The organism is Mesorhizobium sp. Root554, assembly GCF_001427025.1.
In the GTDB taxonomy this organism is placed as follows: Bacteria; Pseudomonadota; Alphaproteobacteria; order Rhizobiales; family Rhizobiaceae; genus Mesorhizobium.
Genome location: NZ_LMGA01000001.1, coordinates 488,546 through 513,274 on the forward strand (window position 1 = coordinate 488,546; position 24,729 = coordinate 513,274).

Genomic DNA, 24,729 nt, shown 5'->3' on the forward strand with positions numbered 1-24,729 from the left:
TCAAGCCTGAAAGGGCTTTTTCTTGTCGCTTTCGGCAAAACAAGCTAGACCCGCATTGGGGCAAGGGGAACGATAAAAATGGCAATCAAACCAGTACAGACATTGTTGTTTGCTGGCGCAGGCGTGGTCGCCGTCGCCGGTGTGGCGTATGTTTCCGGCGCGCTCGATCCGCTGCTGAAACCTGCACCGCCCGCGCAGGTCGCCGCGCTTCCGTCGCCGGGCTCTACCGCAACGCCTACGCCGCCGCCAAACCTGCCTGAGGGGCAAGCGCCCGCAGCGGATACCAAGGCTCCGGTAACACCTGAAACCCCGGCAGCCCCACCGGCCGCCGCCGCTTCAGCCGCGCCGAGCTTCGATGTGGTGCGCGCGGAAGGCGACGGCTCGCTGGTCGTTGCCGGCAAGGCAGCGCCCAATGCCAAGGTGGAAATCCTGAACGGCTCGGCCGTCATCGGCACGGCCACCGCCGGCCCCGAGGGCGCCTTCACGGTGGTGCTCGATGACCCGCTCAAGCCTGGCGACTATCAACTGACGCTGCGGTCGACCAGCGCGGCCAATGAGACGGCGAACTCCGCGCAGACGGCGGTTGTTTCCATCCCGGACAAGGCCGACGGCCAGGTTCTGGCCATGGTCGAGGAAGCCGGCAAGCCTTCCGAGCTGCTCACTGTGCCGGAGGCTGCCAAGCCGGACTCGGAAAAGCCCGCGCAGCCCGCAGGCACCGCAGCCGCGCCCGCAACGCCGTCCACTCCCTCCGCACAGCCCGCCGCGCCTGCCATGGCGAGCGCCGATCCCGCCAAGCCCGTTGTCGATGCGGCGAAGATTGCAGTCGAAGCCGTTGAAATCGACGGCGGCAAGGTGTTCGTCGCCGGCACCGCCGCGCCGGGCAGCAAGGTGCGCGCCTATGCCAGCGACATTCTTCTGGGCGATGCGCTGACTTCGCCGGATGGGCATTTCCTCGTCGAAGCTTTGCGTGACCTGCCGGTCGGCAACTACACGGTCCGCGTCGATGCGCTGGACGGCAGCGGCAAGGTCATTGCCCGCGCGGCGGTTCCGTTCGAGCGCGAGCCGGGCGAATCCATCGCCGCTGTCGCGCCTGCTCAGCCGCAGCCGGGCCAACAGGTGACCGAACCGCAAGCCGCCGACGCCGGAACGAGCCAGTCCGGGAACGCTGCCGGTGCCGAAGCCAAGCCGGCGCAGCCGGCCGGCGATGTGGCCGCGGCGACCCCACCCGCCGCGAACCAGCCCGCAACTGCGCCAACTGGTCAATCGGCCGGGACGGCAGCTGAAAAACCTGCGGACATTGCGTCAGCAACGCCAACGCAACCGGCGGAGACCACCGCGCCAAAGCTCCAGCATGCCGACGGCGCCGTCATCATCCGGCGCGGCGACAATCTGTGGCGCATTTCGCGGCGGATCTACGGCCATGGCATTCGCTACTCGACCATCTATCTCGCCAATCAGGAGCAGATCAGCGATCCCGACCGCATTTGGCCGGGCCAGATTTTCAAAGTTCCGGAAAAGTCGAGCGAGGGCGAGGCGGCCGACATGAAGGCGATGGGCGAACAGGCGACGATCCGGTAAGTCGATCGCGGCAATATTGCCGTCACTGCTTGCAAAAGGCGCCTTCATCGTTTATCGCCGATAAACGATGAATATTGCTCTACTCAACGAGGTTTCGTCGCCGCGCCGGGCCGACCAGGCGATGGCCTCGAAGCTGGCTGCGCTGGCGCACCCGGCACGTCTGGAAATCCTCAAACGGCTTGCCGCCAGCAATTCCTGCTGCTGCCGCGATGTGGTGGCGCATCTCGATCTGGCGCAGTCCACCGTCTCGCAGCATCTGAAGATGCTGGTCGCGGCCGGGCTGGTGCGGTATTCGGCGGACGGCCAGCGCTCGCTCTATTCCGTGGACCATGAAGCGCTCGATAACGTTTCCCGCGCCGTTGCCGACCTCGCGGCGTCCTGCCGCTCCTGCTGCTGACACTTCGCAAGGCATTTCAAATTGGCTGACAAGACCGTTTCCGCCGAATCCGGCTCGACCCTGCAAACCCTGCGCAACCTCTGGCCCTACATGTGGCCGGCGGACCGCGCCGATCTGCGCGCCCGCGTCATCTGGGCCACAGTTCTGCTGGTCGTCGCCAAGCTCACGCTGGTCATCGCGCCGTACTTCTTCAAATGGTCGACCGATGCGCTGGCGGGTGACGCCAAATACACGCCGCCGCTGCCGGCGATTCTTTTGGCGCCGGTCATGCTGGTCGTGGCCTACAATGTCGTGCGCCTTGTGCAACTCGGCTTCAACCAGCTTCGCGATGCCCTGTTCGCCCGCGTCGGCCAATATGCCGTTCGCCAGCTGGCGCACCGCAGCTTCGTGCATATGCACCAGCTTTCGCTGCGCTTTCATCTGGAACGTCGCACCGGCGGCCTGTCGCGCGTCATCGAGCGCGGCACCAAGGGCATCGAGACGATCGTCCGTTTCACCGTACTCAATACATTGCCGACGGTGCTCGAGTTCGCGCTGACGGCGGGCATCTTCGCTTTCACCTATGGCTGGAAATACGTGGCGGTGGTGGCGATCACCGTCTGGCTCTACATCTGGTTCACCATTCGGGCCAGCGACTGGCGCATTATCATCCGCCGCGACATGAACGACAGCGATACCGACGCCAACACCAAGGCGATCGATTCGCTGCTCAACTACGAAACGGTGAAATATTTCGGCAACGAGGCAATGGAAGCTGCGCGGTTCGACCGCTCCATGGCCCGCTACGAGACCGCGGCCACGCGCATCTGGACCTCGCTCGGCTGGCTGAACTTCGGCCAGGGCGTTATTTTCGGCCTCGGCACCACCATCATCATGGTCATGTCGGCGCTGGAAGTGCAGGCCGGAACGCAGACCGTCGGCGACTTCGTCTTCGTCAATGCGTTGATGGTGCAGCTTTCGGTGCCGCTGAACTTCATCGGCTTCGTTTACCGGGAAATCCGCCAGGGCCTGACCGATATCGAGCAGATGTTCGACCTGCTGGATGTCCAGCAGGAAGTTCTGGACAAGCCGGACGCCAGGCCGCTCGCCGTCGCCTCGGGCAAGGTCGAGTTCCGCGACGTGCATTTCGCCTACGACCCGAACCGGCAGATCCTGAAAGGCATTTCCTTCGAGGTTCCGGCCGGCAAGACCGTGGCTATCGTCGGCCCTTCCGGCGCCGGCAAGTCCACCATCTCGCGGCTGCTGTTCCGCTTCTACGACATCCAGAGCGGCGAGGTGCTGATCGACGGGCAGGATATCCGCGATGTAACGCAGGAAAGCCTGCGCGCGGCCATCGGCATGGTGCCGCAGGACACCGTGCTGTTCAACGACACGATCCGCTACAACATAAGCTACGGCCGCACCGGCGCGGGCGAGGACGAGGTGCAGAAGGCGGCCGAGCTCGCCCAGATCGGCACCTTCATCGAGCGCCTGCCGGATGGCTACAAGACCATGGTCGGCGAGCGCGGGTTGAAGCTGTCGGGCGGCGAGAAGCAGCGTGTGGCGATTGCCCGCACCATCCTGAAGGCGCCGCCGATCCTGATCCTCGATGAGGCGACTTCGGCGCTCGACAGCCACACCGAGCAGGAAATCCAGGCGGCGCTCGATCTCGTCAGCAAGGGCCGCACCACTATCGTCATCGCCCACCGGCTGTCGACGGTCATTTCCGCCGACGAGATCATCGTGCTGCAGGACGGCCAGATCGCCGAACGCGGCACGCACGCCGCGCTGATGACAAAGCGCGGGCTCTACGCATCCATGTGGGATCGCCAGCGCGAAGCGACGGAGGCGGAAGAGCGCCTGCGCATCGCGCGCGAATCCGACGAGCTTGGCGTCGTGGTGCGCCGGCGCACGGCGGAGGTGGACTAAACCGGCCTGGTCTCGATTTATGCCGAACTTGCTGTAAGTTGCCGGACCGGCTGCCATGCAGAGGCAGCCACCATGCCTTGGCTGGCATGATCGTCAGGCTGGGGATGCGTAATCCGGAGGGACCTGCCGCATGTATTTTGCTATTCTCGCCTATCATGAAGAAGATACGGTCGCCTCCTGGTCTTCGCAGGAAGATGCCGAGGTCATGGCCGACCTGCTCGAAATCAACAACCGCCTGACCGAGGAGGGCCGTCTTGGTCCGTCCGGCCGACTGGATTTGACCGGCCACGCCTTGACCTTGCGCGGACCGGGAACCGGCACGGTCACCGACGGCCCGTTTGCCGAAACCAAGGAACAGCTTCTCGGCTTTTACGTGGTCGATTGCGCATCGCCCGAGGAGGCGGTTCAGATCGCCCGCGACCTGCGCCGCGTCAACCCGACGGCGGTCTATGAAATCCGCCCGGTCACGCTCTATCTTCCGGGAGCGCCGCTTTCGCCAAGCTAGGCGCTGGGTAGTGCGGCAAAGAGGCCGCCAGCTGGCACAATGGTGCGTTGCGGCTGGCCCGAGTTTCCGATAGAGAGGCCCGAGCCGAAACGGAGCTGCAAATCAGCCCTATGAACCTCGTCGATACGGTCAAGAATACGTTCGTTCCGATCCACCGCGAGGGGTATCCGTTCATTGCCGCGTTCGCGGCGGTGACGCTTGTGCTCGGTTATTTTTCATCGACGCTGTTCTGGATCTGCCTAATCCTGACGGTCTGGTGCGTCTATTTCTTTCGCGATCCGGAACGCGTGACGCCTGTTGACGACCGGCTGGTCGTGAGCCCCGCCGATGGCGTTGTCTCGGCGGTCGGGCCGGCGGTGCCGCCGCGCGAACTCGGGCTGGGTGCCGCGGAGATGACGCGCATCTCGGTGTTCATGAACGTCTTCGCCTGCCATGTGAACCGCGCGCCGGTGCGTGGCCGCGTCAGCCGCATCGAGCATCGTCCCGGCAAGTTCCTCAACGCGGAACTGGACAAGGCCAGCGCCGAAAACGAACGCAACGGCATCGTCATCGACAGCCCCAACGGAACCGTCGCCGCCGTGCAGATCGCCGGTCTGGTCGCCCGCCGCATCGTTTGCTGGGCCGACATGGGCGGCACGCTCTCCATCGGCGAACGCTTCGGGCTGATCCGTTTCGGTTCGCGCGTCGATGTCTACCTGCCGACAGGCGCCGTGCCGCGTGTCGCAATCGGCCAGACAGCGATAGCGGGCGAAACGGTGATCGCCGAATTCGGCGGTGTCGCGACAGCGCCGCTGGTGCGCGTGTCGTAAGCCGATGGCAGGCGCCCCGTTCAAGAAGTTCGAACCTCATGGCCAAGGCGGGCCACGCATTCGTGAAATCCCGCTGCGCATGATGTTCCCGAACCTGATCACAGTGCTGGCGATCTGCGCCGGCCTGTCCGGCATCCGCTTCGGCTTTGAAGGCCGGTTCGAGACTGCCGTCGTCATGGTTCTGCTTGCCGCATTCCTTGATGGCATCGACGGACGTCTTGCGCGGTTGCTCAAGGCGACCTCGAAGTTCGGGGCGCAGATGGATTCGCTGGCCGATATCGTCAATTTCGGTGTCGCGCCGGCGCTCGTCCTTTATGCCTACCTGCTCGATCGCGCCGGTTCGCCGGGCTGGATCGCAGCGCTCCTCTTCGCCATCGCGTGCGGTATGCGGCTCGCCCGCTTCAACGTCCTCGACGAACAGGTCGACAGGCCCGCCTGGCAGGTCGATTATTTTGTCGGCGTGCCGGCTCCCGCAGGCGCGGTGCTGGTCATGCTGCCGCTCTATCTGGCGTTCCTCGGCGTCGAGCCTTCCCGGCCGCTTGCGTTTATCGCCGTCGCCTTCACCATTCTGGTGGCATTCCTGCTGGTCAGCCGGCTGCCTGTGTACTCGGGCAAGAGCCTGAAGATTCCGGGCGATCGCGTCCTGCTCGTCATCCTGGCCGTCGTGCTCTATTTCCTGCTGCTGGTCAGCTATCCATGGCACACGCTGACGGCATCCGTGGCGGCCTATCTGCTGTTCCTGCCGTTCAGCGTCAGGGCCTACTCGAAGCGGGCCAAGAAGGAAGGCGAGGCGGCTTTACCGCCGGATGTCGACAGCGCGGCTTAGGCTCTGACGTCAGGCGGCTGCACCCAGCCCCAGATGATCGAGCGCCAGTTTGCGGGCCGACACATAGTCGGTCTTGCCCGATCCCAGCAGCGGAATCTGCTTCACCTTGACGATGTCGTTCGGCACCATGAGTTCGGCAGCGCCGTGCGTCTTGCCGAACTTGCGCAACTGTTCCGGGTTCGCGTCGTCCGCCGTGGTAACGAGCACGATGCGTTCGCCGCGCCGCTTGTCCGGAACGGCGACGGCGGCATGATGTTGCTCGGGCCACAGCGACTGCACCAGCATTTCGACGGCGCCGAGCGACACCATTTCGCCGGCGATCTTGGCGAAGCGCTTGGCGCGGCCGCGGATGGTGATGAAACCGTCCTTGTCGATGGCGACGATGTCGCCCGTGTCATGCCATTTCTCGGCCAGGGGCTGCAGTTCGCCGGGCCGGTCCGCGGTCATGTAGCCGATCATCATGTTGGGACCTGAAAGCCAGAGCTGTCCTGCGCCTTCTATGCCTTCGACCGGTTCAAGCCTGGTGCGGATGCCGGGCAGCGGCCGCCCGACCGTGCCGTCCCTGTTGTGGATGGCGGTGTTGACGGAAACGACCGGCGCGGCCTCGGTGAGGCCGAAACCCTCGATGATCTCGGCCTGGAAGCGGTCCCGCCAGACCCGCCGCGTTTCGGGCTTTACGGCTTCCGCGCCGGCCACCACGAAGCGCAGGCTGGAAAAGTCGCCATCCTTGGCCGTGCGTGCGTAGTTGGCAAGGAACGTATCGGTGCCGAACATGATCGTGGGCCGGATCTTCCGCGCGATCTCGGGGATGATCTTGTAGTGCAGCGGCGAGGGATAGAGGAACAACTTGACGCCCGTTACCAGCGGCAGGATGGTGCCGCCGGTCAGGCCGAAGGAGTGGAACATCGGCAGCACGTTCAGCAGCGTGTCCGCCGGCGATATGGTGATGCGTGCTTCCGCCTGCATGGCGTTGGCGACGAGGTTGCGGTGCGACAGCACCACGGCCTTGGGCGTGCCTTCGGAGCCCGACGTGAACAGGATGACAGCAGGCTTCGCGGCGTCCTGCCCGGCCAGCGGCAAGCGCCACAAGACCGCGGCCGCCAGCTTCTCGACGGCTGTCACCGAGGGACGCAGATCCTCCAGCCACAGGAACTTGGCGCCGGTGGCCTCCACCGCCTGGACGATGTCGGCGAGATCGGCCTTCTCGATGAACGCCCGCGACGAAACCACCGTGCGGATAAGCGCCGTCCGTATGGCCGACGTCACGCTGCCGGGACCGGCGGTGTAGTTGATCATCGCGGCCACGCGGCCGGCGGAGCTCAGGCCAAGCAGCGAAACCACCGCGCCGTTGGTGTTCGGCAAAAGCACGCCGACGGCCTCGCCGGGCGCTGTCAGTTTTTCGAACCGCTTGCCGAAGATGCGGGCGCCGATGAAGAGCTTGCGGTAGCTGAGCGAGCCGGTCACCACATCCTCGACGATCGGATGCGATGCGCCGACCCGGTTGGCGGCTGCGAGCACCGCCTCGAAGAGGCTTAGCTTCGGACTGGTCGCGGCGAGACGAACCTCAGCCATGCGGTCGAATAGCGCGTTGCTGCGGGTGCTTGCCTGTTCGCCGCCGAGGGCAAGCAGTTCAGGAACCGTCATCGGCTCCAGCACGCTGATCGTAAGCTGCGGAAACCATCGGCTTGGCATCCGGCCGGCAGGGGCGAGCGCACGGGGCAGGGCGTCCGCGCCACCGATGAAGATCGGAACGACCCGCGCTTCCGCCTGCAGGGCGATGCGGGCGACGGCACGGTAGAGACGGAAGGATTTCACATCCGGCTCCACCGCTTCCGGAATGTAGACGGCAAGCCGGCCCTTGCCCCTCAACGTGCGCACCAGCCGGCGGCTGACGAAGACGTGCTCGGCATTGAAGGCTATGGTCCGCGCCAGTTCGCGCCACGGCTCCAGCATCATGGAACGGGCGGAACGCTCGTCGAGTATGTGCAGCGTATCCTCGGGCAGCAGCGACAGCATCAGCGCCGGGTCGAGCCGGGAACGATGCGTGATGACGTAGATGACCGGCGCGTCGGCCGATCGCGCCACCTTCATGCGGTTGTCTGAAATCCGGTAGGCGAGCTTGAACGGCACGTAGAGCATTGCCTGGGCGAGGCCGAGCCCGAGGCGGAATTTCTCGAACAGACCGATGGCTATCCAGGCGCCGGCGAGACCCGCAAGCAGTGCCAGTGTCAGGATCAATGCGGCTTCCTCCCAGCTGCTCTCGGCTCCCGATGCCGGTCCGCAAGAACCTAGACGATGTTCGGTCAAGGTCAATGCGGACGTCGGTGATGTTTGCCACCCCTCCTGCCACGGGTGGCCGTTGCCGGAAGTTTCCTGGCGGCAAAGAAAAAGCCGACCTTACGGTCGGCTTGGAGGGGGACGGGCTGAGGGGTTTGGGGGGACTTGGGGATAGCCCGTCGCTGCCATAATGCGCCGGCCCCGCGAAGGTTCCGTGACAGACCGAATTTTATCAAATCTTTTTTCGGCCACCCAGCCAGATCGGTTTTACTGGGCCGGCTGTTCAGGTTGGTCCTCGGCGCCGAGATCGTCCACATAGGGCGATGCGCTGGGAACGCACTGAACCTGCCAGCCGGAGGGTGCTGGCTTCTTCTGATATTCCACGATTGCCGAATCGCACTGCTCGCGCGTGTCGAAGGTGCTGGGCAGCACCACCATGCCGCCCTGCGGGCTGGCGACGATCAGATACCAGACCAGTGTGATGGTCGATGACATGGAAAATTCCTCGCATATGAAAGAGGGGAGAATCGGATGAAACTACCAAGCCTTCCCGCTGTACGGAAGCGGCACTGCTGGTGCGATCGCCATGCCACATTCACATTGTCGCGGACCGGTCATGCCGGTTGCTGGTAGGAAACCCAACGATTGTGCTTGGCCTGGAAGATCATGCCGGTCTGCGTCAGCCCGGAGCTTGCCAGCGGCAGGATGCGCTCGACGACCTCGGTAGGATGCGGCAGCGTTTCCGGATTTTCCCCGGGCATCGCCTGCGCCCGCATGGCGGTGCGCGTGGCACCGGGGTCGACCGCGTTCACCCGCAGCGGCAGGCTCTCCGTTTCGTGCGCCCAGGACCGCATCAAGGCCTCCACCGCCGCCTTCGAGGCTGCGTAAGGCCCCCAGAAGGCGCGCGCCGAATGAGCGGCGCCGGATGAAATGATGATGGCGCGGCCGGCGTCCGACAGGCGCAGCAGCGGATCGACCGAACGGATCAGCCGCCATGTCGAGGTGACGTTCACGGCCATCACCTTGTCAAATACCTTGGCTTCGACGTGCCCGATGGGCGAGATGGTGCCGAGTACGCCGGCATTGGCGACAAGAATGTCGAGCCGGCCCCAGCGCTCATGGATGGCGCCGCCCAGCCGGTCGATGCCGCTCATGTCCGTGAGGTCGAGCGGCACCAGCGTGGCGTCGCCCTTGCCGGTCCTTGCACGCTCGGCCTTGATCTCGTCGTCCAGTTCCTCGAGCCCGCCGACCGTGCGGGCCACCGCCACCACATGCGCGCCCGCCGCCGCCATCTGCTTGGCGATGAAATAGCCGATGCCGCGTGACGCCCCGGTCACGATGGCGATGCGGCCGGTAAGATCGGGAGCAGCGGTCATTGGTTTCTCGTCTCGGGAAGTCACTCCGGGTGGCATGCAGCCCGGAGCCTTGATGAAGTCAATTGAATTACGATCCGCCGGCCGCCAACAGGGACAGGGTGCGGACATTGTCGGCGCCGTCGAAATCGGCAAGCCGGGTGGGATACTGGCCGGTAAAGCAGGCATCGCAGAACTGCGGCTGCTGATCGTCGCGGGTTTCTTCCCCGACGGCGCGATAAAGGCCTTCGATCGACAGGAAACCGAGCGAATCGACCCGGATGAATTCCGCCATCTCCTCGATCGACATGCGCGAGGCGAGCAGCTTGGATTTTTCCGGAGTATCGACGCCGTAGAAGCACGAGGCCCGCGTCGGCGGCGAGGCGATGCGCATGTGCACTTCCCTGGCGCCGGCGTCGCGCACCATCTGCACGATCTTCTGGCTGGTGGTGCCGCGCACGATGCTGTCGTCCACCAGCACGACGCGCTTGCCTTCGATCATCCGGCGGTTGGCGTTGTGCTTCAGCTTGACGCCCATGTGGCGGATCGAATCACCGGGCTGGATGAAGGTGCGGCCGACATAGTGGTTGCGGATGATGCCAAGCTCGAAAGGAATGCCGGCTTCCTGCGAAAAGCCGATTGCCGCCGGGGTGCCGGAATCGGGCACGGGCACGACAATGTCGGCGTCGCAGGGACTCTCGCGGGAAAGTTCAGCGCCGATGCGCTTGCGCACGTCATAGACATTGCGTCCTTCGACCGAAGAATCGGGCCGGGCGAAATAGACATATTCGAAAATGCAGAATCGGGTTTTCTGGGGCTCGAAAGGAAAATAGCTTTCGATACCCTTGGCCGTGACGACGACCATCTCGCCGGGCTTCACGTCACGCACGAAGCGCGCGCCGATGATGTCGAGCGCGCAGGTCTCGGATGCGAGGATCCAGGCGCCGTCGAGATCGCCCAGCACCAATGGCCGGATGCCGAGCGGATCGCGGCAGCCGATCATCTTCTTTGACGACAGCGCCACCAGCGAGAACGCACCTTCCACCTGGCGAACGGCGTCGATGAAACGCGCGTTGAGGTCGCGTTCCTTGCTGGTGGCGACGAGGTGAAGAAGCGTTTCCGTGTCCGAAGTGGACGAGAAGATCGCGCCCTGCTTCTGCAGGGTGCGCTGCACCGTCATGGCGTTGGTGAGATTGCCGTTGTGGGCGACGGCAAAGCCGCCATCCGCCAGTTCGGCGAAGAAGGGCTGGATGTTGCGCAAGCCTGCGCCGCCGGTGGTGGCGTAGCGTGTGTGGCCGATGGAGCGTGTGCCCGGCAGGCGGTCCAGCACCGCCTGCTTGGTAAAGGTATCGCCGATCAGCCCGACATGCCGCTCGACATGGAACTGGGTCCCGTCATAGGAGACGATACCCGCCGCCTCCTGGCCTCGATGCTGCAGCGCGTGCAGCCCGAGTGTGACGATAGCCGCCGCGTCCTGGCGTCCGAAGATGCCGAACACACCGCACTCGTCATGGAAATGGTCGTCTGCTTCCGCGGAAAGCACGTCGCCTGCGTCTGCCATGGCCTGAAGCCTCTCGTCCGCTAAAAAGGCCATATAAGGCGAGAGCTTGCCGAAAGCAACGCGCGACGACGGTCAGTTCACATGATCGTCAGTTATTTGCCGGCGGCGTTTCGGCCGGGGCTGTGCCTGCCGGGGGCTGTCCGGCCGGCGCGGTTCCCGCATCGGGGGCCGTACCTTCGTCAGCAGCCGGCGGCGTGGCGTCTGTCCCGGTCGCGGGCTGTTCCGGATTGAGCCTGTTCAGGATGGCGTTTTCCGGGTCTTCCGGCAGGATGCTTTCCAGCCAGGTGCCGACCGACTCGAGCAACGGCTTGGACTTGGCGTTCGCCACCCAGCCGGGCGCCCGTTCGCCGGCAAGCCAGTTGAAGAACAAAAGGCCCACGGCCACGACCAGAATGCCGCGCGCGGCGCCGTAGAGGAAGCCCAGCGTCCGGTCGAGCGCGCCGACGCGGCTGTCGATGATCCAGTCGGCAATCTTCATGGTGATGACGGTGACGACGATCAGCGCGATGACGAAGACGATCGCCGCCGCCGCCGCCATGGCGAGCTTTTCGTTGTCGATATAGGGCTGCACGAACGGCAGCACCGGCTTGTAGAAGAAGAAGGCCGCCACCGCCGCCGCCGCCCACGAGGCGATGGAAAGCACTTCGCGGGAGAAGCCGCGCACCATGGCCAGCATTGCCGACACCAGGGTGAAGCCGACCAGAATTCCGTCAAGCAGCGTAATCGGCATGTCCCCACTCCATGAGCCGCATCAATTTTCCTCAACGGCGCGGCTGCGGCGGGAGCCGGCAATGCGCGCCACGAGATCGGACAGCTCGGTGGGTTGAAAAGCGCCGGCCCCGATACCCCCGGCATTTTCCTCGCCGCCTTTTGGATTGCCCAAAGGCAGGACCGCGCTTCCGAAACCAAGTTTTTCGGCCTCCTTGAGACGCTGCTGCGCATGCGCAACCGGCCTCACGGCGCCCGACAGGCTGATTTCGCCGAAATAGACGCAATCGGCGGGAAGGGCAAGTCCGGTAAGCGAGGAAACAAGGGCAGCCGCCACCGCCAGGTCGGCAGCCGGCTCGGTAATCCGATAACCACCCGCGACATTGAGATAGACGTCATGCTGGCCAAATCGAACGCCGCAATGCGATTCGAGAACGGCGAGGATCATCGACAGGCGTGCCCCATCCCAGCCGACGACCGCGCGGCGCGGCGTGCCGAGCGAGGAGGGCGCGACCAGGGCCTGGATTTCCACCAGCACCGGCCGCGTGCCTTCCATGCCGGCGAACACGGCGGCGCCGGGCGCCTTGGCGTGGCGTTCGCCGAGGAAGAGCTCGGAGGGATTCGCCACCTCGCGCAGGCCCTTGTCCGACATCTCGAAGACGCCGATCTCGTCGGTTGGGCCAAAGCGGTTCTTGACCGTGCGCAGGATGCGGTAGTGGTGTCCGCCTTCGCCTTCGAAATAGAGCACGGCATCGACCATGTGCTCGACCACGCGCGGCCCCGCGATCTGGCCTTCTTTGGTCACATGGCCCACGAGCACGATCGCAGCACCCGTCGATTTGGCGTATCGGATCATCGCCTGCGCGGCGGCGCGCACCTGCGTGACCGTACCGGGCGCCGAATCGGCCATGTCCGTCCATAGCGTCTGGATCGAATCGAGGATGACGAGGTCCGGGCGCCGACCGTCGGCGATCGTCGCCAGTATGTCCTCGACATTGGTTTCGGCAGCCAGTTCGACTGGAGATGCGGCAGCGCCAAGTCTCTGCGCCCGCAGCCGGATCTGCGCCACGGCCTCCTCGCCGGAAACATAGACGACACGGTGGCCCTTCATCGCCAGGGCGGCTGCCGCTTGTGTCAGAAGCGTCGACTTGCCGATGCCGGGATCGCCGCCGACGAGCAGCGCCGACCCGCGCACGAAGCCGCCGCCCGTCGCCCGGTCGAGTTCGCCGATGCCCGACACAATGCGCGGCGCATCCTCGATGTCGCCGGAAAGCGTGGTGAGCGCCACGGCGCGACCTTTGCGGGCATTGCGCGTCGAGGCCGGCCCCGAGCCGATGCCGCCCGCTGTTCCTTCCTCGACAAGCGTGTTCCACTCGCCGCACGCATCGCATTTGCCGGCCCAGCGCTGGTGAACGGCGCCGCAACTCTGGCAGATGAACTGGACACGGGACTTGGCCAAGCGCCTACTCGAACCTCTCCGGCAGATGCTGGTCTTCCGCCAGATCGGAGAACCGGGTGAACTCGCCCTGGAAGGCGAGGCTGACGGTCCCGGTTGGCCCGTGGCGCTGCTTGGCGACGATGACCTCGGCCTTGCCGCGCATCTCGTTCATCTCGGTTTCCCACTTGATGTATTCATCAGTGCCGGGCTTGGGCTCCCTGTTCTTGAGGTAATATTCCTCGCGGAACACAAACAGCACCACGTCGGCGTCCTGCTCGATGGAGCCCGATTCGCGCAAGTCCGAAAGCTGGGGGCGCTTGTCGTCGCGGCTTTCGACCTGGCGTGACAGCTGCGACAGCGCGATGATCGGCACGCTGAGTTCCTTGGCCAGCGCTTTCAAGCCGGTGGTGATCTCGGTGATCTCCTGCACGCGGTTCTGGCTGGAAGCCTTGGAGGACCCCGTCATGAGCTGGATATAGTCGATGACGATGACGTCGAGGCCGCGCTGCCGCTTCAAGCGCCGCGCCCGCGCCGCAAGCTGCGCGATCGAAATGCCGCCCGTCTGGTCGATGAACAGCGGCAGCTTCTGCATGGTCTGCGAGCAGGCGACCAGCTTCTCGAAATCCATCTCGGAGATTTCGCCTCGGCGGATTTTCGAGGAGGGGATTTCCGTCTGCTCGGAAATGATACGGGTGGCAAGCTGTTCGGACGACATTTCCAGTGAGAAGAAGCCAACGACGCCGCCATTGGCTGCCTTGAAGGAGCCGTCTGCCTGCTGCGCCGGTACGTAGGATTCAGCGATATTGAAGGCGATGTTGGTGGCGAGCGACGTCTTGCCCATGCCCGGGCGTCCGGCAAGCACGACAAGATCGGATGACTGCAGGCCGCCCATGCGGCGGTCGAGGTCGCGCAGGCCGGTGGCGACGCCGGACAGATGGCCGTCGCGCATATAGGCGGCATTGGCCATGTCGACGGCGGTCTTGACCGCGTCGGTGAAACTTTCAAAGCCGCCGTCGTAGCGACCGGTCTCGGCCAGTTCGAACAGCCGCCGCTCGGCATCCTCGATCTGCTCCGAGGGCGACATGTCGACCGGCGCATCGTAGGCGATGTTGACCATGTCCTCGCCGACGGTGATCAGCGCCCTGCGCGTCGCCAGATCGTAGATGGCGCGGCCGTAATCGGCGGCGTTGATGATGGTGACGGCTTCCGCCGCCAGCCGCGCCAGATACTGCGAAACCGTCATCTCGCCGACCTTGTCGTCAGCCGGCAGAAAAGTCTTGATCGTCACCGGATTGGCCATCTTGCCCATGCGGATCAGTTCGGCCGAAACCTCGAAGATCTTGCGGTGCAGCGGTTCGTAGAAATGCGAGGATTTGAGGAAATCGGACACCCGGTAAAAGGCGTCGTTGTTGACCAGCATGGCGCCCAGCAAAGCCTGCTCGGCCTCGATATTGTTCGGGGCTTCGCGATAGAGCGGTGTTTCCGCCGTAGCGAATTTGCGTGCTGCTTCTGCCATTTCGTCCCCGATTTTTATCCCAGCTTTCGATATCAGAACGGGGCGAGTCGGCGATGACTTATCTGCACCGAGGCGGTCGGAATCCGAATTGCTTACCGCGATTCACAGGCAAGATTTTTCCGTGGAAAGAATCCACATTGACGCGAATCGAAAGCAAGAGTCTAACTGTTACTGAATGAGAACAAAACAGGAAAATGATATGCGGGAGTGGGTGGCATGTCGATGTTTTTTGGTTTGCTCGCCCTGGTTAGCGCAATCCCTGTTTTCTATCTGACAAGGCTTGAGGGAAGGGATCTGGAATTGGCGAAGCCATGGATATGGGGAATCGGTTCCGCAATCCCTGTTTTCCTCGTTCTGGCGGGGCTCTTCCACGACTACGGCGCATGATTTAGCCGAGAATATCGACCGCATCGCCCCAATCAGCCCGGCGCGCAGCCTTGAAGGTCTCGCCATCGCGCTTGGTGAAAAGCACCTCGGCGGCGGTGCCGTTCGGCTGGCAGAGCTTCAGCGCGACCTTGCCGGAACCTGCCTTTGGCGGCGCTAGCACACGCGGGCTGCGCTGCGTCAAAGGCAGGCGCGAGGCTGCCACATAGATGAATTTCTCGTCCTCCCAGGGCACCTCGGCGTCCTTGGCCAGCCGGTGCAGCCGCGAGCGCGCGACCCGGCGCGAGAAATGGCACCAATCCGGTTCGATCAACGGGCAGGGATGTTCGTGCGGGCAAGGGGCTGCCACATGCGCGCCGGCGGTGATCAATTGTGCCCGTGCGTCGAGAATGCGGCGCCAGCCGGCCGGGGTGCCCGGCTCAATGATCAGCAGCACGCCGGTTGTCAGACGCCACAGCCTGTCGATCAGCCTGGCCAGCGAGGCGGGGGCAACCTCGTCCAGAACATAGGCAGCGGTGACGAGATCGGCAGGTTTCAGGTCGCCCAGATCGATCGTGGCGTCGCCAGCCTGCCAGTCCGTATCGATGCCGGTTGCAATGGCCAACCGCTGACCGACCGCACGTGCCGGGGCGCTGGCTTCCAGCATGGTGGCGCGTCGGAGCGCCGGCCAGCAATCTGCTGTGGCCCAAAGGACTGTACCAGGGCCAGCGCCGATATCGAGAAGACTGGCAGGCGAGAAATCGGGCAGGGATGCCGCCGTTTCTTCCAGGCTGGTGCGGACGGCCGCGTAGGTGGCGGGCAGGCGTGTCGCCAGATAGGCCTTCACGGCGATATCGCCGCCCATATGCAGCCGCCCGTCGCGCACTTCGGCCCGGTAGCGGTCGGATAGGGTCTTTCCGGCCGATTTCAGCGTTGCAAGCGGCACGTCCGCCAGTAGGGCGTCGATCTGGGCGCGCAGGGCGGCGGGCAATTCCATGTCCTAGGCGCCGCGCGGAGCAAACAGGATGATCGACGCGCCGGCTACGCAGACCAGCGCGCCGACGAAATCCCAGCGGTCGGGGCGGATGCCTTCGGCCAGCCACAGCCAGCCGAGCGAGGCGGCAATGTAGATCCCGCCATAAGCAGCGTAGGCCCGCCCGGCTGCATCGGCTGGCGTCAGCGCCAGCAGCCACGCGAACAGGATGAGCGAAAGAATGCCGGGCGCGAGCCACAGCGGGGATTTTTCCAGCCGCCACCAAGCCCAGAAGGAGAAGCAGCCGGCGATTTCGGCAATCGCCGCGGCGATATAGAGAAGATAGGTCATGACGCGTCCCGCCGGATCCTCGAGCTCTTTTGATCCGACCGGCGGGTTATGGCAAGGCTGCGACATCCGGGATTAATACGGGGATCGGAGTGCGCAACGGGAAAGGAAGCCTAGTCTTTTCCGGTGACTCGCTTGCGCCGGGTCGTTCTGGCCGTGGGCTTGGCGATCGCCTTTTCCACGGCCTTGGCGACAGGTTCATTCCTGCTGTGGCCCATCTCGTGCATTTCCAGCGCCTTTTCGCACTTGCCGATATAATCGCGCGTCATGGGCAGCACATCGTTCTGGCGGGTCAGCTGGAGCTGGAAGACGACAAGGTCCTGCCAGCGGAACGAGGCTTCCGAGCCTGAGAGATAGAACTCCCACATGCGGCAGAAGCGCTCGTCGTAGATTTCCTTGATCTTGTCGCGGTTGGCGAGGAACCGCTCCCGCCAGGCCTTCAGCGTATCGGCATAGTGCAGCCGCAGCACCTCGACGTCGGCGATCATCAGCCCCGAGCGTTCCACATGCGGCATGATTTCCGACAGCGCCGGAATGTAACCGCCCGGGAAAATATGCTTGCGAATGAAAGCGTTGGTGGTCGTTGGCGGGGTAACGCGACCGATCGTGTGCAGCACCATCACGCCGTCCGGCTTCAGCAGCGTCGCGCATTTATCGAAGAAGGTTCGATAGTGGTTGACGCCGACATGCTCGAACATGCCGACCGAAACGATGCGGTCGAAGCGTTCGGAAAGGTTGCGGTAATCCTGCAGCTCGAAATGCACATGGCGGTCGAGACCTTCGGCATGCGCCCGGTCGGTCGAAACCTGGTGCTGTTCGGTCGACAGCGTAACGCCGAGCACATCGGCCTCGAAGGTACGGGCGATGTAGAGACCGAGCCCGCCCCAGCCGGAGCCGATGTCCAGCACCGTCTGGCCGGGCTTTATCTTCAGCTTGGACGCGATATGCCGCTTCTTGGCGAGCTGCGCCTCCTCCAGCGTCATGTCCGGACGCTCGAAATAGGCGCAGGAATACTGCATGTCCTCGTCCAGGAAGAGCTTGTAGAGCTCTCCTGACAGGTCGTAGTGATGCGCGACGTTCTTGCGCGAACGGCGCGCATTGTTGAACTGCTGGAACGGCCGGGCGGTCAGCCGCACCGAATTGACCAGCTTGCCCCATGTCGAATCGGTCCAGGTCAGGCCGATATTGCGGTAGACCAGTTCCAGAAAGCCCAGCACGTCGCCTTCGACGAAGTCGAGTTCCTGTTCCATGAACATTTCAGGGATGGCGAGCGACGGATGAACGGTGATTGCCCGTTCGGCGTGCCGGGTGTGGATCACCATGTGGACGCGCGGACCGCTGCCGTCGCCAAAAGTGCTTGTCCGTCCGTTCGGACCGGTGATCGCGAAATTGCCTGTATGAATGACCCGCTCGACAATGCGTTGCAGAAACAAATTCATGGCGATGCCCTCGAAAGCACAGAATATTGCCTAATCTTGCTAAAAAGAGAGGGGCTTGAAAAGTTCCCTGTGGCACAAAAAACCCGGGCACGAGGCCCGGGTTCTTGGTCCAGTGAAGGACGGCAGTCGGCAGATGCCTGATGCCGGTTGCTGTTATTGCCCTTCTTCTTCGCCGCCTTCGAATTCGGCGTTCGGATCGAAGAAATTGTCGGGGCGGGCGTTGTCGTTGATGTCGTCGCCGTAGATGGCCTCGGCGGTGGTGAGCGTCTCGCCCTGGGCCTGACGCTCGGCCTCTTCGGTGGAACGCGCGATGTTCAGCGTCACCGTGACCTCGACTTCCGGATGCAGCGCGATCGCCACATTGGTGAGACCGATGGTCTTGATCGGATGGTTCAGCTCAACCTGGTTGCGGCCGACAGTGAAGCCTTCCGCGGTCAGGATGTCGGCGATGTCACGGGTGGAAACCGAACCGTAGAGCTGGCCGGTTTCGCCAGCTGAGCGGACGACCATGAAGCTCTTGCCATCAAGGTTGTCGGCGATGCTCTGTGCTTCCGACTTGCGCTCGAGGTTGCGGGCTTCGAGCTGCGAGCGCTGGCCTTCGAACTTCTTCTTGTTGGCTTCGTTGGCGCGCAGCGCCTTGCCCTGCGGCAGCAGGAAATTGCGGGCGAATCCGTCCTTGACCTTGACGGTCTCGCCCATCTGGCCGAGCCGGGAAACGCGTTCGAGAAGAATGACTTCCATTGTTTCGTCCTTTCAGAACCGCAAGCGGTTGAATCAGATTGTCAGGACAGGAAGCAAAGCGGCGGTATCGCCGGGGGTCGCTGTCCTGCCATGGGCAGTTAGGAGCCATTGCCGGCTCCAACTCGGTTGTGGGTGTCACCCGACCGCGCCGATCGCGGAAGGGAAGAAGCGGGCGGCAAAACCGCCCGCTTCTAATCTTGTCAGCGAACCACGTAGGGCAGCAGGCCGAGGAAACGGGCGCGCTTGATCGCCTGGGCGAGCTCGCGCTGCTTCTTCTGGCTGACGGCGGTGATGCGCGAAGGGACGATCTTGCCGCGCTCGGAAATGTAGCGCTGCAGAAGACGCACGTCCTTGTAGTCGATCCGCGGCGCATTGGCGCCGGAGAACGGGCAGGTCTTGCGGCGGCGATGGAACGGACGCCGGGTCGGGATCTGATTGATGTCGACCATTATTCTGCACCCCCTTCAAAGCTGCGCGGCGCGCGCGGACCACGGTCGCCGCCGCCATCGCGGTCGCCGAACGAGCGGGCCGGCCGGTCGCCGCGATCGCCGCGATCACGGTCGCCGAACGAGCGCGGGCCGCGGTCACGGTCGCCGAAGCCGCCACGATCGGAGCGCTCTTCGCGCTTCTGCATCATGGCCGAAACGCCTTCCTCGTGCTTGTCGACCTTGATGGTCAGGAAGCGCAGGACGTCTTCCGACAGACCCATCTGGCGCTCCATCTCATTGAGCGCGGCCGGCGGGCAGGTGAGGTCCATAAGCGTATAGTAGGCCTTCCGGTTCTTCTTGACCCGGTAGGTGAGGGACTTCAGTCCCCAGTTCTCGACCCGGCCAACCGAGCCGCCGCCAGCGGAGATGACACCCTTGAAACGTTCAACGAGCTCATCGACCTGCTGCTGCGACAGATCCTGCCGGGCAAGGAACACATGTTCGTAAAGAGCCATAGTTCTTTTGCCTTTCTTCGTTTCTCTCCCGGTCCCGGCGGCTAAAGCCTCTGCAACTTCTCTGATCCTTAGAAGGCCTGAGGCCGTCTCCGGAGAAGAAAGGAGCACTGACGAGACGGTCGAGAGCGGAGACACGGGAGGCGGAAGCCCTATAGCTCCACAACGAAAGCTTTGTTTTCAGGGAAAACGACCTTCGGCCCTCCGTACAGCCCCCAGCTAGGACCGGCAGATTGCGGGTGCGTATACAGCAATGCCCGTCGAATGCAAGTCCGGCCCGACGCGGTTTGCGGTCTTTTGGAGCGTTAGAGGCCCTTGTTCCTGAACGCCAGACGCCAGAAGGCCACCAGCATATAGGCTGCGAAGAACAGGGCGAGGGACCAGCCGAACCCGGACGGGCCGAAAATATCCATGCCGATGCCGATGGCCTGCGGGCCGAGCACCATGCCCACGCCATAGCAGAGAACGAAGGCGGCGTTGGCGGATGCCAGCTCATGGCCGGAAAGCTGCGAGCCGAGATGCGCGAGCCCGACCGTGTAAAGCGCCGCGACCACGCCGCCCCACACGAACAGCAGCCCCGCCATCAAGTGCCAGTTCTGCGCGAACATCGGCATGACGATCGTGCCGACAAGGCCAACGGTGGCGCAAACGAGCAGGATGTAGCGGCGGTCGCTGACCCGGTCGCTGATCATGCCGATGGGTATCTGCAGCAGAACATTGCCGAGGCCGATCATGGTCAGGAGCAGCGCGGCATCCGATTCGGAGTAGCCGATCCGACCGCCATAGACCGGAAACAGCGCGAAGCCGCCGGTTTCCACCGCGCCGAACACCAGGACGGCCGCCGTGGCGGTCGGAACCAGCCAGATATAGCGCAGGAAGCCGCTCGTTTCCTCGCCTTCCGGCCGGATGGGCGGACTTTCCTTGCGCGCGGCAAAGACTGGTATGGCGGCAATCGTCACCAGGCCGACAGCGACCCCGAAGGGCATGAAGCCGGTGCTGCCAAGATGCGCGAACAGCCATGGCCCGGCCGCGAAGCCGAGCGACAGAACGGTCGCATAGATGCCGAGCACCAGGCCGCGCCTGTGCGGTGGCGCCGAGGTGCTGATCCAGAATTCCGACAGGATGAACAGGACCGTGAGCGCGATATGCAGCACGACGCGAAGCGGAAACCACATCCAGAAGGCGGGCGCGAAATGAAAACCGACGAAGGCCAGCGCACCGGCCGCGATCATCAAGAGCATCGCATGGGCGACGCCCAGCCTTGATGCCAGAGGTGTCGCCAGCGGTGCGCCGGCGATGGAAGCGAGACCCGCCACGGCGGTATTGAGGCCGATCATCGAAGCCGAATGGCCCCGCGATTCCAGGATGACGCTGAGCAAGGGCATGCCGAGCCCGATAGCGATGCCGACGACGCTGATCGAGGAGATGGCTGCGATCATCGGCAGCCAGTGCACGCGCTCCTCGTCTTGCGTCTGGGTTTCGACCGTCATGCAATGCCTGGCTGGTTGAGGGATCTACAGAAGAACACGGGTGAACTGGTTCCGCAGCAGCCGATAGAAGGGGACTTCGCCGCCGGGAGCCAGCAGTGGGTCGTAGGAGAGACGCTTTTCAAGTTCTTCCAGGATCGTGCGCGTGATCCCGGGGACGTCCGCCTGCTTGGCATCAGTCAGCGGGAGCCAGACCAGTTCTTCCAACTCGTTGGTGGGACCGCCGCCGGGTAATTCCACGGCCACGTCGTTGCGCCAGGCCGCCAGAAAACGGGTATCGAAGCGGCGCACCCGTCCGGGCGGGGTGATGGCGCGTGCGATGTAGCGCACACAATCGAGCGACGGCTGGACGCCATACTGGACAAAGCCTTGCCAGTCGCGCTTGCCAGTGGCGAAAGGCCCTTTCCGGCCGATCAGCAGACCTGCTTCCTCATAGGTTTCGCGGATCGCCGAAAGCGCGATGGCGCGGGCCCGCGCGGCGCTGGTGCGTCCCGCCCCAGCTGTCAATTTTCGTTCTTCTTCCGGATGGAGACCGGTGGTGACCGGGATACGGCTGTCGGCAGGGTCGGTGCGTCCGCCGGGAAAGACGAATTTGCCTGGCATGAAAGCGTGGCTCGAATGCCGGCGGCCCATCAGGACGAAATGATTGTCGCCCTTGCGTTCCAGCAGGATTAGGGTCGCCGCATCACGCGGCCGCTTCGGGCCGCTTCCCAGCGCGATATCCTTGCTCTCGGCCTTGTCGATTTCAGCCTTGGTCATCCCATGCATGCGTTCGACCTAGCCGAAAGTTCTGTCTTGCGAAAGAGAGAATGGAAATCCCCCGGGCTCGAACAGCTTACAATTCAGGATGGCTTTCCACCTGCTCGGTTTCGCCGCCGAAGCCATGCATGTAGTACGTCCATTGCAGTCCGATGACAGCGCCCTTGACCGGTTGCAGCAGCGCCAGCGACATGACGATGGTGAGCGGCGCCCACACAGCCATATGCAGCCACATCGACCAGTTTGAGGTCGCCTCGACGCCCATGAAGGCGCCCAACACGACGTGGCCGACGATCACCACCACCAGATAGGCGGGCAGGTCGTCGGCGCGGTGATGGTGGATTTCCTCGCCGCAGACTGCGCACTTGTCCACGGTCTTCACGTAGGCGCGAAACAGCTTGCCTTCGCCGCAATGTGGGCAGCGGCCGAGAAATCCGCGCTTCATCGCCGTCCACAGCGCCCGTGCCGGACGGCCGGAATGGTGCTCGCCACCGAAAACCTGTGTCTCCATCATCGTCTCCTGCCGCGTGAGCGCGGCTGCGAGGCGCGGGCCCGGCCCTTCGCCTTGTGGAACGAACGCTTCGATCCGGGCAGAGGCTTCGGGTCGCTCAGCATCTCGAAGCGCATCGCGCCAGCCATTGGCGCCACTTCGACCAGGCGAACCTCGACATGATCCGCGAGCTGATAACCCTTGCCGCTGCGTTCTCCGAAAAGCGACCGCGCCGCTTCGTCATAGATATAGTAGTCATCTCCGAGCGTTGACACCGGTATGAAGCCGTCGGCGCCGTACTGCGGCAATTTGACAAACAGGCCGGCCTTGGTGACCCCGGAAATCCGGGCGTCGAAACGCTCATCGATGCGTTCGGCCAAATAGGCTGCGATCAGCCGGTCGATGGTATCGCGCTCGGCTGCCATGGCCCTTCGTTCCGAAGCCGAGATCAGCACCGCGGTTTCTTCCAGCCGTGCTTCCTCGTCGCGCGTCAGCCCTCCCGGCCCAAGCCCCAGCGCGGCGACCAGCGCCCGATGCACGATCAGGTCGGCATAACGGCGGATCGGCGAGGTGAAATGCGCGTAGCGGAGAAGGTTCAGGCCGAAATGGCCGATATTCGCTGGCGAATACTCGGCCTGGCTCTGCGAACGCAGCACGACCTCGTTGACCAGCTGCTCATTGTCGGCGCCGCGCACCCGCTCCAGTATGCCGTTGAACTGAGACGGACGCATCTGCGCCCCGCGCGCCAGCGACAGGGACAGCGTCTGCAGGAATTCGCGCAGCGATTCCTGCTTGGCCAGCGAAGGCGCATCATGGATGCGGTAGACCAGCGCCTGCTTTTTGTTTTCCAGTGTCTCCGCGGCGGCGACATTGGCCTGGATCATGAACTCTTCGATCAGCTTGTGCGCATCGAGTCGTTCCGGCACGATGACGCAGTCGACCGTGCCATCCTCCTTGAGCAGGATCTTCCGCTCCGGCAGGTCGAGCTCCAGCGGCTGGCGCGCATCGCGGCCGCGCTTGAGGATGGCGTACGCATCCCAGAGAGGCCGTAGAACCGTGTCGAGGATCGGTCCGGTCTTGTCGTCGGGCGCGCCGTCAATGGCCGCCTGCGCCTGCGGATAGACCAGCCGGGCTGCGGACTTCATCATCACCCGGTGGAATGTGTGGCGCAGCTTGCGGCCCTCCGCAGAGAACGTCATGCGCACGGCCATGGCCGGCCGGTCCTCACCCTCGCGCAGCGAGCAGAGGTTGTTCGAGATGCGCTCCGGCAGCATCGGCACGACGCGATCGGGGAAATAGACCGAATTGCCGCGCTTGAGCGCTTCGCGGTCCAGCGCGGAGTTTGGCCGCACATAGGCGGAAACATCGGCGATCGCGACGGTGACAATGACACCGCCGCGGTTCTTCTCGTCCGCGTCGGGCAGGGCGAAGACGGCGTCGTCATGGTCCTTGGCGTCGGCGGGATCAATGGTGACGAGCGGCAGCTCGCGCCAGTCCTCGCGGCCGTCCAGTGTGACGGGTTTCAGCGCTTCCGACTCGGCCAGCACCTCGGGCGGAAAGATGTGAGGGATGTCGTGCGCATGAATGGCGATCATGGAGACCGCCTTCTCGCTGGTCAGCGATCCCAGAACCGACAGGACCCTGGCGCGGGGCAGGCCGTATTTGCCGGCGCGTGCCGGCTCGACCTCGACGAGGTCGCCGTTTTTCGCGCCGTTCTGGAATTCCTTGTCGACGATCAGCTCGGGCTGTCGCCGCTCGACCGGCTCGATGCGAAAGCTGCCGTCCTGAAGCACGCGGAAAACACCGAGAACCGCCTCGTCGCGCTTCTCGAATATTTTCACGATCCGGGCGGTATAGGCGGGGCCGTCCGGATCATCGGTGGGAAAGGTCTTCGCCAGCACGCGGGCGCCGATGCCGGGGGCGGGACCGCTGCGCGAAACGCGGATCGCCACGATCGGTGGATTGTCGCCCTTGTATTCTGCCGGCCGTGCCAGCAGTCCGCCGTCCGGATCGCGGCCGAAAACGTCCAGCACCGTGACATGGGGCAGGGCGCCGACGCGGACATGGCGTTTACGGCTTTTCTCCAGCAGGCCTTCGTCAGCAAGGTCGCGCAACAGGTCTTTGAGCCAGATGCGGTCGTCGCCGCGCAGGGAAAACGCCTTGGCGATGTCGCGCTTGCCGGACCTGTCGGGGTTCTCCGCAATGTAGCGGAGGATTTCGTCACGCGACGGGCGGTAAGTGTCCTGAGCGCCGCGGCGGGTATCGGCGGCGCGCGGATCGCGGTTGCTTTTTCCGGAAATCCTGCGCGCCAAGG

The 24,729-nt window shown here is 63.9% G+C and carries 24 protein-coding genes; 7 read left to right on the top strand and 17 right to left on the bottom strand.

The window, feature by feature from the left end:
* Window positions 1–78 precede the first annotated feature (78 nt).
* The 6 genes from ASD44_RS02325 to pssA all read left to right on the top strand — a co-directional run bounded on the left by ASD44_RS02325 (window position 79) and on the right by pssA (window position 6,023).
* Window positions 79–1,578 (top strand): Ig-like domain-containing protein, encoded by a 1,500-nt coding sequence (locus ASD44_RS02325; protein ID WP_056108271.1) that lies wholly within the window; start codon window positions 79–81, stop codon window positions 1,576–1,578.
* A gap of 67 nt (window positions 1,579–1,645) precedes the next feature.
* Window positions 1,646–1,975 (top strand): metalloregulator ArsR/SmtB family transcription factor, encoded by a 330-nt coding sequence (locus ASD44_RS02330; RefSeq protein ID WP_056108274.1) that lies wholly within the window; start codon window positions 1,646–1,648, stop codon window positions 1,973–1,975.
* 21 nt (window positions 1,976–1,996) lie between these two features.
* Window positions 1,997–3,883 (top strand): ABC transporter ATP-binding protein/permease, encoded by a 1,887-nt coding sequence (locus ASD44_RS02335; protein ID WP_056108276.1) that lies wholly within the window; start codon window positions 1,997–1,999, stop codon window positions 3,881–3,883.
* A gap of 130 nt (window positions 3,884–4,013) precedes the next feature.
* Window positions 4,014–4,388, top strand: coding sequence for a YciI family protein (locus ASD44_RS02340; RefSeq protein ID WP_056108279.1), 375 nt, complete (start codon window positions 4,014–4,016; stop codon window positions 4,386–4,388).
* A 95-nt stretch (window positions 4,389–4,483) separates the two neighbouring features.
* Window positions 4,484–5,197 carry a phosphatidylserine decarboxylase gene (locus ASD44_RS02345; RefSeq protein ID WP_274533099.1) on the top strand — a complete coding sequence of 238 codons (714 nt, stop codon included), beginning with the start codon at window positions 4,484–4,486 and terminating at the stop codon, window positions 5,195–5,197.
* Window positions 5,198–5,201: 4 nt separating this feature from the next.
* Window positions 5,202–6,023: a CDP-diacylglycerol--serine O-phosphatidyltransferase gene (gene pssA / locus ASD44_RS02350; protein ID WP_056108285.1), complete on the top strand. Its 822-nt coding sequence runs from the start codon at window positions 5,202–5,204 to the stop codon at window positions 6,021–6,023.
* Between the two features lie 9 nt (window positions 6,024–6,032).
* On the opposite strand, the gene ASD44_RS02355 is transcribed toward pssA, so the two are convergent.
* From ASD44_RS02355 to ASD44_RS02385, 7 genes are all read right to left on the bottom strand, one after another.
* A complete protein-coding gene (locus ASD44_RS02355; protein WP_056108287.1) occupies window positions 6,033–8,261 on the bottom strand; it encodes an AMP-binding protein in 2,229 nt (742 codons plus the stop codon).
* 306 nt (window positions 8,262–8,567) lie between these two features.
* Window positions 8,568–8,795 (bottom strand): hypothetical protein, encoded by a 228-nt coding sequence (locus ASD44_RS02360; protein ID WP_056108290.1) that lies wholly within the window; start codon window positions 8,793–8,795, stop codon window positions 8,568–8,570.
* A 119-nt stretch (window positions 8,796–8,914) separates the two neighbouring features.
* Window positions 8,915–9,676, bottom strand: coding sequence for an SDR family NAD(P)-dependent oxidoreductase (locus tag ASD44_RS02365; protein ID WP_056108293.1), 762 nt, complete (start codon window positions 9,674–9,676; stop codon window positions 8,915–8,917).
* Between the two features lie 67 nt (window positions 9,677–9,743).
* Window positions 9,744–11,213, bottom strand: coding sequence for an amidophosphoribosyltransferase (gene purF, locus ASD44_RS02370; protein ID WP_056115271.1), 1,470 nt, complete (start codon window positions 11,211–11,213; stop codon window positions 9,744–9,746).
* An 88-nt stretch (window positions 11,214–11,301) separates the two neighbouring features.
* On the bottom strand, window positions 11,302–11,943 hold the full coding sequence (locus tag ASD44_RS02375; RefSeq protein WP_056108296.1) for a CvpA family protein: 642 nt from the start codon (window positions 11,941–11,943) through the stop codon (window positions 11,302–11,304).
* A 21-nt stretch (window positions 11,944–11,964) separates the two neighbouring features.
* A complete protein-coding gene (gene radA / locus ASD44_RS02380) occupies window positions 11,965–13,380 on the bottom strand; it encodes a DNA repair protein RadA (protein WP_056108298.1) in 1,416 nt (471 codons plus the stop codon).
* Window positions 13,381–13,384: 4 nt separating this feature from the next.
* The gene (locus ASD44_RS02385) at window positions 13,385–14,875 is read right to left on the bottom strand and encodes a replicative DNA helicase (RefSeq protein ID WP_056108300.1); all 1,491 of its coding nucleotides are present in this window, start codon (window positions 14,873–14,875) and stop codon (window positions 13,385–13,387) included.
* A 216-nt stretch (window positions 14,876–15,091) separates the two neighbouring features.
* On the opposite strand from ASD44_RS02385, the gene ASD44_RS18285 reads away from it, so the two are divergent.
* Complete coding sequence (locus tag ASD44_RS18285; protein ID WP_156459748.1) at window positions 15,092–15,262, top strand: hypothetical protein; 171 nt, start codon at window positions 15,092–15,094, stop codon at window positions 15,260–15,262.
* A gap of 1 nt (window position 15,263) precedes the next feature.
* Here the strand turns inward: ASD44_RS18285 and ASD44_RS02390 are convergent, their stop codons facing one another.
* The 10 genes from ASD44_RS02390 to rnr form a co-directional block, all read right to left on the bottom strand.
* The gene (locus ASD44_RS02390; RefSeq protein WP_056108303.1) at window positions 15,264–16,235 is read right to left on the bottom strand and encodes a small ribosomal subunit Rsm22 family protein; all 972 of its coding nucleotides are present in this window, start codon (window positions 16,233–16,235) and stop codon (window positions 15,264–15,266) included.
* Between the two features lie 3 nt (window positions 16,236–16,238).
* Entirely contained in the window at window positions 16,239–16,562 is a 324-nt protein-coding gene (locus tag ASD44_RS02395) for a YnfA family protein (RefSeq protein ID WP_056115274.1), read from the bottom strand.
* 110 nt (window positions 16,563–16,672) lie between these two features.
* Complete coding sequence (locus ASD44_RS02400; RefSeq protein ID WP_056108306.1) at window positions 16,673–17,998, bottom strand: cyclopropane-fatty-acyl-phospholipid synthase family protein; 1,326 nt, start codon at window positions 17,996–17,998, stop codon at window positions 16,673–16,675.
* A 153-nt stretch (window positions 17,999–18,151) separates the two neighbouring features.
* Entirely contained in the window at window positions 18,152–18,739 is a 588-nt protein-coding gene (gene rplI / locus ASD44_RS02405; RefSeq protein WP_056108309.1) for a 50S ribosomal protein L9, read from the bottom strand.
* A gap of 200 nt (window positions 18,740–18,939) precedes the next feature.
* Window positions 18,940–19,188 carry a 30S ribosomal protein S18 gene (rpsR, locus tag ASD44_RS02410; protein WP_056108312.1) on the bottom strand — a complete coding sequence of 83 codons (249 nt, stop codon included), beginning with the start codon at window positions 19,186–19,188 and terminating at the stop codon, window positions 18,940–18,942.
* Window positions 19,188–19,682, bottom strand: coding sequence for a 30S ribosomal protein S6 (gene rpsF / locus ASD44_RS02415; RefSeq protein ID WP_056108316.1), 495 nt, complete (start codon window positions 19,680–19,682; stop codon window positions 19,188–19,190). The genes rpsR and rpsF overlap by 1 nt, the downstream gene beginning before the upstream one ends.
* A 302-nt stretch (window positions 19,683–19,984) precedes the next feature.
* Complete coding sequence (locus ASD44_RS02420) at window positions 19,985–21,169, bottom strand: MFS transporter (RefSeq protein ID WP_056108320.1); 1,185 nt, start codon at window positions 21,167–21,169, stop codon at window positions 19,985–19,987.
* 24 nt (window positions 21,170–21,193) lie between these two features.
* A complete protein-coding gene (locus ASD44_RS02425) occupies window positions 21,194–21,934 on the bottom strand; it encodes an NUDIX hydrolase (RefSeq protein WP_056108322.1) in 741 nt (246 codons plus the stop codon).
* A 67-nt stretch (window positions 21,935–22,001) separates the two neighbouring features.
* Window positions 22,002–22,436, bottom strand: coding sequence for a DUF983 domain-containing protein (locus ASD44_RS02430; protein ID WP_056108325.1), 435 nt, complete (start codon window positions 22,434–22,436; stop codon window positions 22,002–22,004).
* Window positions 22,436–24,727: a ribonuclease R gene (gene rnr, locus ASD44_RS02435; protein WP_056108330.1), complete on the bottom strand. Its 2,292-nt coding sequence runs from the start codon at window positions 24,725–24,727 to the stop codon at window positions 22,436–22,438. Before rnr ends, ASD44_RS02430 begins: the two co-directional genes overlap by 1 nt.
* Window positions 24,728–24,729 lie beyond the last annotated feature (2 nt).

Excerpts from the sequence above, each read along its gene's own strand:
- ASD44_RS02325 (WP_056108271.1), top strand. The coding sequence starts at position 79 with ATGGCAATCAAACCAGTACAGACATTGTTGTTTGCTGGCGCAGGCGTG.
- ASD44_RS02330 (WP_056108274.1), top strand. The coding sequence starts at position 1,646 with ATGAATATTGCTCTACTCAACGAGGTTTCGTCGCCGCGCCGGGCCGAC.
- ASD44_RS02340 (WP_056108279.1), top strand. The coding sequence starts at position 4,014 with ATGTATTTTGCTATTCTCGCCTATCATGAAGAAGATACGGTCGCCTCC.
- pssA (WP_056108285.1), top strand. The coding sequence starts at position 5,202 with ATGGCAGGCGCCCCGTTCAAGAAGTTCGAACCTCATGGCCAAGGCGGG.
- ASD44_RS02360 (WP_056108290.1), bottom strand. The coding sequence starts at position 8,795 with ATGTCATCGACCATCACACTGGTCTGGTATCTGATCGTCGCCAGCCCG.
- ASD44_RS02365 (WP_056108293.1), bottom strand. The coding sequence starts at position 9,676 with ATGACCGCTGCTCCCGATCTTACCGGCCGCATCGCCATCGTGACCGGG.
- purF (WP_056115271.1), bottom strand. The coding sequence starts at position 11,213 with ATGGCAGACGCAGGCGACGTGCTTTCCGCGGAAGCAGACGACCATTTC.
- ASD44_RS02375 (WP_056108296.1), bottom strand. The coding sequence starts at position 11,943 with ATGCCGATTACGCTGCTTGACGGAATTCTGGTCGGCTTCACCCTGGTG.
- ASD44_RS02385 (WP_056108300.1), bottom strand. The coding sequence starts at position 14,875 with ATGGCAGAAGCAGCACGCAAATTCGCTACGGCGGAAACACCGCTCTAT.
- ASD44_RS18285 (WP_156459748.1), top strand. The coding sequence starts at position 15,092 with ATGTCGATGTTTTTTGGTTTGCTCGCCCTGGTTAGCGCAATCCCTGTT.
- ASD44_RS02390 (WP_056108303.1), bottom strand. The coding sequence starts at position 16,235 with ATGGAATTGCCCGCCGCCCTGCGCGCCCAGATCGACGCCCTACTGGCG.
- ASD44_RS02395 (WP_056115274.1), bottom strand. The coding sequence starts at position 16,562 with ATGACCTATCTTCTCTATATCGCCGCGGCGATTGCCGAAATCGCCGGC.
- ASD44_RS02400 (WP_056108306.1), bottom strand. The coding sequence starts at position 17,998 with ATGAATTTGTTTCTGCAACGCATTGTCGAGCGGGTCATTCATACAGGC.
- rplI (WP_056108309.1), bottom strand. The coding sequence starts at position 18,739 with ATGGAAGTCATTCTTCTCGAACGCGTTTCCCGGCTCGGCCAGATGGGC.
- rpsR (WP_056108312.1), bottom strand. The coding sequence starts at position 19,188 with ATGGTCGACATCAATCAGATCCCGACCCGGCGTCCGTTCCATCGCCGC.
- rpsF (WP_056108316.1), bottom strand. The coding sequence starts at position 19,682 with ATGGCTCTTTACGAACATGTGTTCCTTGCCCGGCAGGATCTGTCGCAG.
- ASD44_RS02420 (WP_056108320.1), bottom strand. The coding sequence starts at position 21,169 with ATGACGGTCGAAACCCAGACGCAAGACGAGGAGCGCGTGCACTGGCTG.
- ASD44_RS02425 (WP_056108322.1), bottom strand. The coding sequence starts at position 21,934 with ATGCATGGGATGACCAAGGCTGAAATCGACAAGGCCGAGAGCAAGGAT.
- ASD44_RS02430 (WP_056108325.1), bottom strand. The coding sequence starts at position 22,436 with ATGGAGACACAGGTTTTCGGTGGCGAGCACCATTCCGGCCGTCCGGCA.